This is a genomic window from Lactiplantibacillus sp. DA1, from assembly GCF_032681335.1.
Classification (GTDB): Bacteria; Bacillota; Bacilli; order Lactobacillales; family Lactobacillaceae; genus Lactiplantibacillus.
In genome coordinates, this window is sequence record NZ_JAWHTQ010000002.1 from 1 (window position 1) to 12,924 (window position 12,924).

Sequence of the window (12,924 nt, forward strand, 5' to 3'; positions counted from 1 at the left end):
TTGAAGCATAAGTTTGTGACGGTCACACCCGATAATCCCGGGACGCCCGGGCAAGTAATTGATCCCGCCAACCCAGATGGACCAAAGTATCCAGCCGGAACAACAACGGCAGATTTGACTACTTCAGTCAGCCAAACGATCAAGTACCAATATCAAAATGGTGATGTTGCTAGTGCAGCCAATGTACAAATAGTTACTTTCAATCGTAACGCAACGATTGATGAAGTCGATAACACGCTGGTCTATACGGATTGGGTAACTGGTGACGCGGCTACTGGTCGCTATGAGACTGTTGTGTCACCAGTAATTACTGGCTATACGGCCGACAAGACAAGTGTTGCTGGTAACGATGCTGTGGCAAAAATAGATTCAAGTAAGACAATCATCGTTACGTATCACGTTAAGTCGGAAACCGCCATGGTAGTGTATGTAGACCAAACGACGGGACAAACGATTAAGACGGTTCCATTACAGGGGGACTACGGAACAACTGATGTTTACACAACGGCCGACAAAATCGCAGCTTACGAGAATGCTGGTTATGAATTAGTGAGCTCGACATTTCCAACGGCTGGGGTGGTCTACGATAAAGATGGGACTGTTAAGACTTACACGGTCACGCTGAAGCATAAGTTCGTGACGGTCACACCGGATAAGCCCGGAACGCCCGGACAACCAATTGATCCCGCCAACCCAGATGGACCGAAATATCCAGCCGGAACAACGACGGCGGATTTAACTAACCAAGTTAAACAGACCATTAAGTATCAATATCAGAATGGCGACTCTGCTGAAACAGACAATGTCCAGACGATGACTTTTGATCGTCATGCAACGATCGATGAAGTCGATGGTACGTTGGTCTATACGAATTGGTTGAATGGGGATTCTACGACTGCTTACTATCCGGCCGTTGCGTCGCCAGTAATTACTGGCTATACAGCCGACAAGACAAATGTTACTAGTACTGATCCAGTGACAGGAACTGATTTGGATACAGTTGTAATAGTTACTTACAAGGTCAACACTGAAAAAGCCACGGTCGCATATGTTGATACAACGACCGGTCAAACGCTTTATATAGCAGATGTAAAGGGCGATTATAATACCCAGTCCACTTATCGGACGGCTGAAACGATTGCTAAGTATGTCAAAGCAGGTTATGAGTTAGTAGGCGATAATTATCCGACGAACGGTGTCATGTTTGATGAGGATGGTACAATCAAGTCTTATACGGTAACGTTGAAACATAAGTTAGTCACGGTCACACCGGCTGATCCGGGAACACCGGGCCAACCAATTGATCCTGCCAACCCAGACGGACCAAAGTACCCAGCCGGAACAACGGCCCAAGCTTTAACGAAGCAAGTTAGTCAAACAATCAAGTACCAGTATCAAAATGGTACTGTTGCTGGCGCCAGCAATGTCCAAACAGTTACCTTCAATCGGAACGTAACGATTGATGAAGTCGATAATACGCTAGTTTACACTGATTGGCTAACTGGATCTACCACCACAGGCCAGTATGCAACTGTTGATTCGCCGGTGATTATTGGCTATACAACTGATAAGACGAGTGTTGCTGGCAACGATGCTGTGACAAGTACGGCTCAAGATACGATGATTGTTGTGATGTATGCAGCTAATCCGGAAACTGCCACGGTGACATATATTGATGCAACGACTGGTCAAACACTGGATTTCAAAATTTTAACTGGCGACTTCAATACTTCATCAGATTACCGGACAACTGATACAATCACCAATTATATTAAAGTTGGTTATGCCTTAGTAGCTAGTGATTATCCGGCAACGGGTGTTATCTTTGATGAAGATGGGGCTGTTAAAGCATATACCGTAACGTTGAAACATAAGTTGGTCACGGTCACACCAGCTGATCCGGGAACACCAGGTCAACCAATTGATCCCGCCAACCCAGACGGACCAAAGTACCCAGCCGGAACAACCGCCCAAGCTTTAACGAAGCAAGTTAGTCAAACAATCAAGTACCAGTATCAAAATGGTACTGCCGCTGGTGCCAGCAATGTCCAAACAATTACTTTCAATCGTAACGCAACGATTGATGAAGTCGATGGCACGCTAGTTTATACGGCTTGGCTGGCTGGCAATTCTAAAACTGGTCAGTATGTAACTGTTGATTCGCCGGTGATTACAGGGTATACGGCCGATAAAACGAGTATTGCTGGTAACAATGCGGTGGTCAATACGGTTCAAGATAAGACCGAGATTGTGACGTATCTTGCTAATTTGGAAACCACCACGGTAACGTATATTGATACAACGACTGGTCAAATGCTTGATGTCGTCACGCTAACTGGCAATTTTGCGTCCCAGTCAGCTTATCGGACGGCTGACGTGATTGCCAAGTATGTTAAGAATGGTTATATCTTAGTGCGGGATGAATATCCAACTTCAGGTGTCACTTTCAATGCTGATGGTGTCGTTCATAATTATTTCGTCCGCTTAGCACATGCAATTGATTCAACGACAGCGACCAAGACAATTACGCAAACTGTGCATTATCAGAATATGGCTGGCACGCAATTGCATGCGGATACGGTTAGGACCATTACCTTTATTCGCGCTAAATCAGTTGATAATGTAACTGGTGAAGTTACGTACGGTAATTGGTCAACTAATCAAGCTGGTAACCGGTTTGAGACTGTTACTGCGATGACCATCCCTGGATATCAACCGACGATAACTGGCACTCAAGTAGTAACGGTTACACCAGGTAGTGTCGATGATGTCCAAACGATTCGTTATGTGGCTGATACAACGACAACGGGTGAGACACCAAAAACACCTGTGAAGACGATAACGGTTAAAACACCGGATGAAGTTAAGACGGTTAAGCCAACACAATCCCAAAATACCAAGCAGGTTGCTCAGACAAAGCAACCAGGCAATATTGATCGGCCCGTTCGAGCCGCGACAGCTGACGCAACGGCAGTTAAATTAGCCAAGACTAAGACTGTGAAGCCGGCAAAAGCGATGTCAAATCGTAAGTCAACAGCAACGCATAAGCAAGCGACGTTGCCGCAAACTAATGATGACCGTCAAGCTAGCGTTGTGGCCGAGATACTTGGATTGATTACTGCAACCTTGTTGGTGGGGCTGGGGGCGCTTCTAAAGAAACGTCGTGATTAGTTTTTACTGGAGGCGTTAATATGACGGCTTTAATTGATATCCGAGGCCAGAAATTTGGTCGCCTGACGGTCATTAAGCGTAGTGGGACCGCTGCAAATGGTAATGCACTCTGGTTGTGTCGATGTAGTTGTGGCAATACGACAAGGGTAGATTCATACGCATTAAGGCATGGTCGCGCGAAAAGTTGCGGCTGTTTAACACGGGAAGAACGCGCACGTTTAATTCGGCGTAATCCAAAAGCGGTTGCAAGTATGGGGCGATTGAGCAATCTAAAGATTCGTGATCATCACACCGATTTACCATCGAAAATCATGTCTAAGCGCAATAAAAGCGGTGTTATCGGCGTTAGTTGGGACACTAATGCCCAAAGATGGGTGGCGACATTTTTCTACAAAGGCACCTACCTATTACACAAGCCATTTCTTCATTTTGAAGACGCCGTTATTGCACGCCAGACGATGGAAAGACGTTATTTAAATAAAGAAGTTAACTAATTGGTGTTAAATTAAAGTTCTCCTTTGATTAGGGTTATCCCTTGTCAAAGAAGAACTTTTTTGGCTTGAAGTGTCTGTTGCTATCAATCAAGTTTTTATTCAATTACTAGCAACAGATATTTTAGACCCATAGTTAACGATTAAATCAAAAAGCTAGGTGATACAGATTATCAAATTTCGTCACTTAGGTTTTAAATAAAAGCTTGTGCAGCATCGCTTATTTTTAGTTTTCGGTTGATTTGATTGAAATAATCAGTGTTAATAATAACTAATTATTCAGCTATATCTAGAGTTTTATCATCACTCACTGGTGTGTTACTCTTAATGACTGTTGAATCGCCAATTACTCTGTCGATAAGCTTGTTCCCAGAATTGCCATTCGAGCTCACAACTGCGTAAAAAGCGCTGTTCAACAATATTAAGACGATTGTTTTGATATAATTCAGCTTGCTCATCAATCAAAGCAAATAAGTGGTCATCTAAATTCGTACTGGATTGTTCTGTCGTTGATAAGTTCGCGTAGAAATTTATCCAGGGTGTGAAAGGGTTATCAGGACGGTTACAGCCAGCGGCAACAAGTTGTTGCCCAATTACATGATAAGTCCATGGACATGGGAGCATGGCCGCAACGATGTCAATTAAATCACCTGTGCGCATGGCGTTATACATATGTTCATTATAAAGATAGGTCATTGGGGCTTGTTCGGCATGCTGAAGGTGTTCATACTCCACGCCAGCAACGTTGCAAAAGTTATGGTGGGGATGAATTTCGCTATTTAAAATAAAATCAATTTGGTTGGCAAACAGGGCCATGGTTGCACGATCTGTACTTTTTTGAATGGCACCTGCATAGACTTTAATAAAAGCGTTAAGATAATTAAAATCTTGTTCAACATAAAAAGTAAGTGCGGCTGCCGGTAACTGGCCAGCAGCAATGCCAGTGACAAATGGATGCTGGCTAATTGCGTTGAGAATTGGCTGAGCATTTGTTTTTAATTGTGTCGAAAATAGCATTGGTGAGACTCCTTTATTTAGATTGATAAACATCACGGTTGAGTTGATGTTCGTTTGCAGCAATAAGAATAGCCGTGGTGGTGTCACCAACGACGTTCAATAAAGTTCTAAAGATACCGGCAATCCAGTCAATTCCAGCCAATAGACCAATAGTTTCAAGTGGTAATCCAAGCGTGGGAACGATGATAGTTAAGGCAACAAGTCCACCACCGGGGACGACTACAGTTCCTAAGCAGGCAACAATCGATAGGGTCACGATTCTGAGCATCGTGATAATCGGCAGATTAAGTCCATAGAATTGACTCAAAGTGACACATGCTAAGGAAAGATACATTGCTAGGCCGTTACTATTTAGGGCCATGCCTAATGGTAATACTAATTGACTAATTGATTCTTGGATTCCAAGCCGTTCCTCGGCATCAGTCATTTCAATGGGAAGTGTTGCGGCTGAAGAAGTTGTGGTCATAGCAACCATTACAATTCTAGTGAATCCATGCAGAAGACCACGGAGCGGCAAGTGGGCATTACACATGACTAACGCAAATAAGCCGGTTAAGAAAATAAAACTACTACCAGCGAGTAAGATCAAAAACTTAGCTAGTGGTAATATGATGGTGACACCGTTAGTTGCAGTGACCCAAGCCATCAAAGCGCCAATTCCAAATGGTGCCAAGTGCATAATTAGGGTGATAAGTCGGATAAACAAATGATTGAGCCGATGAATCATAACCAAAAAACTGTCATACTGATGATGGCGATTTTCTTGACTAAGTACAATTCCAAGCAGGCTGGCGAAAATAATGATTTGAATGGTGTTGCCTGTTTGCAAGGCATCAAAAATATTTGTTGGAAAAAAAGCTAAGATTGTTTGATTAATCGAAGGATGATGATTAAGTAAATGGTACTGAGTGGCCTGCGATAACGGCAAGTGGAGATCATGACCAGGTTTGAACCACCAGCCAACGACTAGTCCAATCAAGGCTGCAACTAGGGTTGTTACGGCAAACCATCCTGCTGTTTTAATACCCAGGCGTCCTAATTCATGGCCTGGTAAATTTCCAATAGCTTCGATGACAGAAAACAAAATCAATGGGGTGACGGCCATTTGAATGAGCCGTAAAAACACCTCACCAATGAGTTTAATCCCAACGATGTGTTGTCCACCAATAATGCCAAGTAGACTACCAATCATCATGGCAATTAATATTTGAGTGGTTAAGGTTATTTTTGTTAACATCATTAACTTCCATTCATAAATAGGCTTGCTGGTGCAAACTAGCAATTAATACTTTTATACCCGTTACTAAATCTTCAGGTGCAGTGTATTCTTGTGGACAATGACTATAACCATGATTACTTGGAACAAAAATCATGGCAGTCGGGATTGATGAACTAATAATCTGGCTGTCGTGGCCGGCGCCTGAAAAAAGTTGTAGGTAAGGTAATGATAATCGTTGTGCTAAATCAATATTAGCTGTCAACATTGGTTTAGATAAGCATGTACTTGGTACTTTGAGGGTGGATTCAATTGTGACGTCGGTTAATTTATTAAGCAGTGCAGTTAATTGCCGGTTGAATACGGTCATTGTGGCATTGCTAGGAGTACGAAAGTCTACAGAAAATTGCATGGTACCGGCAATCGCGTTAGTCACATTAGGAACTACTTTTATTTTACCGACTGTAAGTATTAAGTCATTATGATGAGCAGCTAATTGATATAGACTCGTGATTAAGTGACTTCCTAGTTTAACTGCATCTTGGCGTTGGTTCATGGGCGTTGTTCCTGCATGATTGGTCACACCGTGAGCCGTGATTAACAATCGTTGTTGGGCTACAATACCTTGAACCAGGCCAATTTTTTTGCCGGCCGTTTTTAAGCGTGGTCCCTGTTCAATATGCAATTCTGTAAAAGTCGTGGGTCGGGTGCAATAAGCGACTTGTTGGTCAGCGTGATGACCGAGTTGCGCTATGGCGATTTTTCGAGCCGACGCAAATGATGTGCCAGTAGCATCGATTAAGTAATCAGGCAGTTGATGTGTCATTAAATAAGTCGACCCGGTAAAGGCTGCGTTAAACCGACTCCCTTCTTCTTCACTAAAAGCGATTAATCTAAGTGTGACCGGTGGTGGCCCCTTAAGTGTAATCAGCCGACGAATCGCACACAGACCGCCCAAAATACCATATAGGCCGTCATATTTACCGCCATTAACGACTGTATCCATATGGGACCCGGTTGCAATCGTTCGTGTCTGATCACGGCCTAAAAAATCGAGGTAAATGTTACCCACTGCATCAACAGTAGTCTGGGCCCCCAACTGGTGGCCCAGGTCTAGTAGCCGTTGTTGATTACGCAACCAGGCCTGATTATATACGAGTCGGTTTTGACCATGCGGATTGTTGTGAGTAAACTGTGCCAACAACTCGGTAATAGTATTGGTGAGTGTCATAGTCATTTGGAAGAACTAATCCCAGTGAGTGGGGAAGAGGCCACTGCTTGAGTTGTTAAAACACGACCGGGCTGAGCGAGGAAGCCTTGCCGGCCAGCTTGAACAGCATTTTTAAATGCCGCCGCCATGAGGGGGATATTGCCAGCTGTTGCCATTGCCGTATTGGCCATTACAGCTGCTGCCCCGATCTCCATAGCTTCGGCGGCATGACTTGGGCGGCCAATGCCGGCATCAACAATAATTGGTAAATCAATTTCATTGATCAGTATTTTAATTAACTCACGGGTAGTTAAACCTTGATTTGTTCCAATTGGTGCTCCTAATGGCATAATGGCTGCTGCGCCTGCTGTCATGAGCTGTTGGGCAATGTTCAAGTCAGGCAACATATAAGGAAGCACTGTATAGCCTTCATTGGCAAGAATAGCAGTGGCTTTGACTGTCGCCGCGTTGTCCGGTAGCAGGTATTTTTTATCAGGGATAACCTCTAATTTAATAAAATGACTACCACTCAGCTCACGAGCTAGGTGCGCCATTCGAACTGCTTCATCAACGGTCGTGCAACCAGAAGTGTTTGGAAGAATGGTGATCCCATCTGGAATATAATTGAGAATATTTGTTTCATCTTGATTAGTTCGTCGCAATGCCATGGTAATGATTTGTGCACCGGCTTGTTTAACAGCAGCATCGATGAGTTGATATGAATACTTGCCTGAGCCGAGAATAAAGCGGGATGTGAAGTGTTTATTACCAAGAACTAAGTCGTCATTTAATGCGTGCATATTAATCAGTTCCTTTCATTTATGAATCAATTATGATCGGTGCATAAGTAAGCGTAGAATCACATTTGCTTCGTGCCCAGCACATGTCATTACTCGTGGGGCCATTAACCCTTCGTTGCCTGCAGTCATACCGTCGCCACAAATGTAGACATTGGGGAGCGGATGGGTCGTCTTAATGGTATTAGCAGAATGAATGCCAGCCAACCCGTTGCCCATCACCAAGGGCTTATTTGGAAAGTGTTGGGTGATACCGTCCAATAGCATCGCTTTAGCGGCCGGATCATCGAAGGCTTCACAGACGATATCACAATCAGCAAAGCACACCGCAATATTAGCTGGAGTGACTTTAACATTGAGAGTCGTGACCGCGATGAATGGATTAAATTCCAATAAATTTTGTTGTAGTGCTAGCACTTTGGGCATCCCAATCTGACTAATTTTGAATTGTTGACGATTGAGATTACTTGGTTCGACGTTGTCAAAGTCAATGAGTGTTAAGTGACCGATGCCACTACGCGCTAACGCAATGGCGACATTAGAACCTAATCCACCTGCACCAGCGATTGTAATATGAGCTTCCTGTAGGGGAACAGTCGAATTAGCGACATTGCGTTCTTTCATGCCCAAATAGAATGTTTTTATAGGGCTTCCTTCAAAATTAATGGTCATTGATTTGGTCCTTTCGTTTTAACCACCACCAACAAAAGTGATGAGTTCGATACGATCGTTAGCATGTAGTAACGTACTTGTAAATTGGTTATGATGAATAATGACGCCATTTATTTCTGCGACAATATTTTGTGTGGTTATATTTTGCTTCAATATGAGCTGGGCAAGTGTTTGACCAGCAATGTAGGTGATTTTAGTGCCGTTTAAAATAATCAAAAAAACTCCTTTCACCGAAGAAAGGAGAAAATGTACAATCCAAATAAAACCATGCTCATTTGGATTGGCGTCGTTCTTCCTTCGGTAGTACTAGCTACATCAGGTTCAGTGGGTATAATCTCAGCCATGTTGGCACCCCAGACGATATATAGTTCAATTTGAAGTTAGTGACCCACCTCCTTTAAGTGCCGTTTTAAGGTTTTGACTTTAGCGGTTATATTTTCTGCTTGCATAATTTCACTAATCATAGCCACACCGGCTAATTTAATGCCATTCAAATCAACTAAACGTTGATCGGTAATACCACCAATAGCCACTACTGGAATTGTAACCGTGTTGGTGATGGCGATGAGTGTGTCGATCGAAGTTAGTTGAGTGATAACCTTGGTAGTGGTTGGATAAATTGCACCAACACCTAAATAATCTGCACCGGCTCGCATGGCGGCCTGAGCTGCAGCTGGTGTTTTGGCAGAGACTCCTAAAATTTTGTGGGTGCCTAAAATTCTACGGGCAATAGTAACGGGCAACTCAGCATCACCAATATGGACGCCAGCAGCATCTATGGCCTGACAAATGTCAATTCGATCGTCAATGATTAATGGCAAATGGTAATAGTCAGTAATGATTTTGACTTTTCGTGCTAGTTCGTAATAACGACGCGTAGTTACTTCTTTTTCTCGCAATTGAACTAAGGTAACGCCGGCTGCGCAAGCTTGATCGATCTTATTAAGAAATTGGTCATCTGAAAAGTGATATCGATTAGTGACCAAGTATAGTTGGTAGTTCATTTATTTGCCTCCATTTCAAAAAAGCAGTCTCTATTACTACGTGCGTAAAAAGAGACTGCTCCAAAAATATGTCAGCATATTCCTAGTGCGTCTTCCTGCGCAGGTATTAACCAGATCAGGTTCAATGGGTATAGTCTCAGCCAAACGGCACCCCAGACACAATAATTATTTAATTTAAAGCCAAGATAGCATATTAATGACATTGATGCAATCAGATTGATGAATTGTTTAATTTGATCGTGTAATTAAGATAGGTGTGAGGTGGTTCATAAACTGAGAGATTGTCTAAGCTAATAGTAGTTAACAAATATATGGATTTTTGGGAAGTGGCACAGAAAATGGCGTTAAATGATTTGAAAGTAACCCAATGGAGTTGTGGGGTATATGTGATTGTAAGTTTGCTAGTTTTAATCGTGATCATCGCAGTTTATACTGCGATGATCATAAAAAGTGAGCTGTGAGCTTGGTCAATCAATTTGTTCCTTATGCCGCTTTTGACGTCTTAATAAGTTACATGTGTTGATTTAATTTAGTCATGGATGGCTGAATCGTTAGTTTTTTGACAGAATTAGTAAGCGGCAAAAGATGAGTGCACTACTGGCAACCGACTCAATCCGTTTTCGAGTTTTAAGATTCTTCCGGTATAATAAAGCATAACTGATGACTAGGGGGATAATCATATGATTGAAATTCACGAATTGACAAAGCGTTATGGGGAGAAGACGGCATTAGATCAGCTCACTTTAACTATTGCACCCGGCCAGATTTTCGGCTTCTTAGGCCACAACGGTGCTGGTAAGTCAACGACCATCAAAAGTTTAGTCAGTATTATTAAACCAACAAGTGGCACAATCACGGTTGATGGCTTAGACCTTGAACAGCAGCGACAAGCTGTTAAGGAAAGGATCTCGTACGTGCCAGACACACCCGATATTTTTCTCCAACTTTCAGCGATGGAATATTGGGATATGATTGCTGCGGCCTACCAACAATCAGAGACTGCGCTTGAACAGCGGCGGCAACAGTTGGTGGCACTGTTCGATATGACCGACCACGCTGAGGAACCGATGGCTAGCTATTCACATGGGATGCGCCAAAAAGCCATTTTGATTGGGGCACTACTCCCTGATCCTGACATTTGGATTTTGGATGAACCGATGCAAGGACTAGATCCACAAGCCGCTTTTGATTTAAAAAATTTGATGAAGGCCCATGCGGCTAAAGGCAAGACAGTCATCTTTTCAACCCATAATCTGGATACGGCTCAACAGTTATGCGACCGTTTAGCGATTTTGAAGCAGGGACAATTGATCTATACCGGTTCGGTTGCGCAATTACTAACTCGATATCCGCAACAATCGCTTGAGGAAATTTATTTACAAATGGCTGGGCATCTAACAGATAATCACTTAGTCGATGCGATTGAGGGTGAGCGTGATGAATAAAAGCCAGCTACGTGTTTTGTTAGCCGTTAATCTCAGGTTGTTAAATCCGCAACTAACGGATCGGTTACGTAAAAAAGGGGCCTCGGGGCCGGCTCTAAGTAGGAAGCTAATGCGGCAGTTTTACTTGAACGCCTTGATGTTTCTTGGTATCTATGGCTTGACGATGCTTGCTTTTGATTTTAGCAAGCTACCGGGCATGTTTACATTTTATGTGGCGTTATTTATCTTGTTAGGAATTTCTCAGAATATTTCAGGTATTTATAACGTCTTTTTTGCCGGTAATGACCTAGCTGAATATTTACCGTTACCGTTCCGTAATCAAGAGATCTTTGTAAGCAAAATTTTAGTCGTTATCTTTAACACGGTACCCTTTACCATTCCGTTATTTTTAATTTTTGTCATGACCGCGACTCGGGCAGGAATCTTTGTGCTTTTAGGATTAGTAATGGCAATCTTGATGTATGGTCTAATACTGAGCCTACTGCTATGTCTGTGTGCCTTAATTGTCTTTGGTTTGACGAAACTAAAGGTGTTTCGTGCCCATCAAAAAATGGTCATGAATATCATGTTAGGTCTTAACGCTGTCTTAGTGCTAGTCGGACTCTACTTTATGAATCGCGGATCATCATCTGACGCCGGCACGCAGGTTGACCGCACAGTGATACCCCTGTTGGTACCGATTTTTAAAGTTTTTACGACGCCGTTAACAATGGCGAGTCTACTGACTTGGGGTAGCTTGGTCGTCGCTTTACTAATTTTGTTAGTGTTAACCAGTCGGTTCGTTTTGACTCACCTGATTGACCAACTAACCCAAGTCAACACGGTGCTGACGGCGACCCCGCAGCGTTGGCATTCGCGGCAACATAACCTCAACAAGCTTTTGCGCACCTACCAGTTCCAGCTACTGAAAGAACCCAGTTTGGTTTTACAATTATTTACGAATTCGATCCTGTTGCCATTGATTCTAGTAGGAACCATTCTCTTTTCAGGGACGGCACCTAATTTTAGCCAACTATCGCTGAACTGGATTGGTGTCTGGTTTGTCAGTGGCATGGCCGCCGCCATTGTCAATGTTAATCAAACTTCCTTAGTCGGTAACCTTATATCACTTGATAAAATGAACTTTGACTTTGTGAGCGCATTGCCTATCCCAATGTCCCATTATTTACGGCAGAAGTTTTACTTGGGTTATTGGTTTCAAGTCATAATTAATATGGTGATGGCGTTAGTGGTGGGCATTGCTGGACGAGCATCACTAGCCCTAGATTTGGCCTTAATACTAGGAGTTGCTTGGGGCACGTACCTAGCTGCCCAATATTATTTTAAGCGTGATTATCAATTGCGGATGACGAATTGGACCAATGTGACGCAACTGTTTAATCGTGGTGGCGGTAATCTTGGTCTAATGCTTAACTTATTAGTTTGCAGTATAGTTGGCGTATTGATAATTGTGATCTATAGTTTGTTGATTAATCTGTTTGCGGCGGTAGCTATGCTGATTAATATTATTGTTTTAGTGGGTATCGGACTTGCTTCTGGTAGTTTTGTCTGGCATTACCGCAAGACTTTTTGGCAGCACCTTTGCTAATACGAGCTAATTTAAAAGTTAATAATATTAAATTAGAATAAAAGTGTTGACAAATCGCTCATCAAGTTTTAATGTTAATAACAACTTAATATTCGTCCATGAAACCGATGAAGTGGAGATCAAGATAATGATGCCCGTAAAGAGAGTCGCCGTTGCTGAGAGTGCGATCGAACGCAAATTATTAAATGGACCACTGAGGGCGCGATTAACGAACAACTTTGTTCTAGTACCTCGCGACGATAGGGAGCCGTCAATTCCCGGGAATGTGTTTGCATTTCGCTAAGCTGGGACCCGAGTCTAACCTGAATGGGGG

At 42.9% G+C, this 12,924-nt stretch carries 10 protein-coding genes, 1 pseudogene and 2 riboswitches; of the genes and pseudogenes, 4 read left to right on the top strand and 7 right to left on the bottom strand.

All coding sequences use genetic code 11. The features are described 5' to 3' along the window. Nucleotides 1-3,171: pseudogene (locus RXV91_RS02580) on the top strand (mucus-binding protein); the annotation flags it as partial. A 20-nt stretch (nt 3,172-3,191) separates the two neighbouring features. Next, on the top strand, nt 3,192-3,665 hold the full coding sequence (locus RXV91_RS02585; protein WP_316438541.1) for an alcohol dehydrogenase: 474 nt from the start codon (nt 3,192-3,194) through the stop codon (nt 3,663-3,665). Nucleotides 3,666-3,986: 321 nt separating this feature from the next. On the opposite strand, the gene tenA is transcribed toward RXV91_RS02585, so the two are convergent. The 7 genes from tenA to thiE form a co-directional block, all read right to left on the bottom strand. Beyond that, nucleotides 3,987-4,679, bottom strand: coding sequence for a thiaminase II (gene tenA, locus RXV91_RS02590; protein ID WP_316438542.1), 693 nt, complete (start codon nt 4,677-4,679; stop codon nt 3,987-3,989). A gap of 13 nt (nt 4,680-4,692) precedes the next feature. Next, a complete protein-coding gene (locus tag RXV91_RS02595) occupies nt 4,693-5,919 on the bottom strand; it encodes a dicarboxylate/amino acid:cation symporter (RefSeq protein WP_316438543.1) in 1,227 nt (408 codons plus the stop codon). Nucleotides 5,920-5,929: 10 nt separating this feature from the next. Next, nucleotides 5,930-7,126, bottom strand: coding sequence for a Zn-dependent hydrolase (locus tag RXV91_RS02600; protein WP_316438544.1), 1,197 nt, complete (start codon nt 7,124-7,126; stop codon nt 5,930-5,932). A 2-nt stretch (nt 7,127-7,128) separates the two neighbouring features. Continuing rightward, on the bottom strand, nt 7,129-7,905 hold the full coding sequence (locus RXV91_RS02605) for a thiazole synthase (protein ID WP_316438545.1): 777 nt from the start codon (nt 7,903-7,905) through the stop codon (nt 7,129-7,131). A gap of 30 nt (nt 7,906-7,935) precedes the next feature. Beyond that, complete coding sequence (thiF, locus tag RXV91_RS02610; protein ID WP_316438546.1) at nt 7,936-8,574, bottom strand: sulfur carrier protein ThiS adenylyltransferase ThiF; 639 nt, start codon at nt 8,572-8,574, stop codon at nt 7,936-7,938. 18 nt (nt 8,575-8,592) lie between these two features. Next, entirely contained in the window at nt 8,593-8,805 is a 213-nt protein-coding gene (gene thiS / locus RXV91_RS02615; protein WP_316438547.1) for a sulfur carrier protein ThiS, read from the bottom strand. A 43-nt stretch (nt 8,806-8,848) separates the two neighbouring features. After that, nucleotides 8,849-8,940, bottom strand: a riboswitch (TPP riboswitch). Between the two features lie 14 nt (nt 8,941-8,954). Further along, complete coding sequence (thiE, locus tag RXV91_RS02620) at nt 8,955-9,578, bottom strand: thiamine phosphate synthase (RefSeq protein ID WP_316438548.1); 624 nt, start codon at nt 9,576-9,578, stop codon at nt 8,955-8,957. Nucleotides 9,579-9,653: 75 nt separating this feature from the next. Next, nucleotides 9,654-9,743, bottom strand: a riboswitch (TPP riboswitch). Between the two features lie 515 nt (nt 9,744-10,258). Here thiE and RXV91_RS02625 point away from each other — a divergent pair. Beyond that, complete coding sequence (locus RXV91_RS02625; RefSeq protein ID WP_316438549.1) at nt 10,259-11,023, top strand: ABC transporter ATP-binding protein; 765 nt, start codon at nt 10,259-10,261, stop codon at nt 11,021-11,023. Further along, nucleotides 11,016-12,611: an ABC transporter permease gene (locus RXV91_RS02630; protein ID WP_316438550.1), complete on the top strand. Its 1,596-nt coding sequence runs from the start codon at nt 11,016-11,018 to the stop codon at nt 12,609-12,611. The genes RXV91_RS02625 and RXV91_RS02630 overlap by 8 nt, the downstream gene beginning before the upstream one ends. Nucleotides 12,612-12,924: the final 313 nt, after the last annotated feature.

What these genes read in the sequence shown, in the direction of transcription:
- RXV91_RS02630 (WP_316438550.1), top strand. Translation starts at nt 11,016, where the DNA reads ATGAATAAAAGCCAGCTACGTGTTTTGTTAGCCGTTAATCTCAGGTTG.
- RXV91_RS02585 (WP_316438541.1), top strand. Translation starts at nt 3,192, where the DNA reads ATGACGGCTTTAATTGATATCCGAGGCCAGAAATTTGGTCGCCTGACG.
- thiE (WP_316438548.1), bottom strand. Translation starts at nt 9,578, where the DNA reads ATGAACTACCAACTATACTTGGTCACTAATCGATATCACTTTTCAGAT.
- RXV91_RS02605 (WP_316438545.1), bottom strand. Translation starts at nt 7,905, where the DNA reads ATGCACGCATTAAATGACGACTTAGTTCTTGGTAATAAACACTTCACA.
- RXV91_RS02600 (WP_316438544.1), bottom strand. Translation starts at nt 7,126, where the DNA reads ATGACACTCACCAATACTATTACCGAGTTGTTGGCACAGTTTACTCAC.
- RXV91_RS02625 (WP_316438549.1), top strand. Translation starts at nt 10,259, where the DNA reads ATGATTGAAATTCACGAATTGACAAAGCGTTATGGGGAGAAGACGGCA.
- tenA (WP_316438542.1), bottom strand. Translation starts at nt 4,679, where the DNA reads ATGCTATTTTCGACACAATTAAAAACAAATGCTCAGCCAATTCTCAAC.
- RXV91_RS02595 (WP_316438543.1), bottom strand. Translation starts at nt 5,919, where the DNA reads ATGATGTTAACAAAAATAACCTTAACCACTCAAATATTAATTGCCATG.
- thiF (WP_316438546.1), bottom strand. Translation starts at nt 8,574, where the DNA reads ATGACCATTAATTTTGAAGGAAGCCCTATAAAAACATTCTATTTGGGC.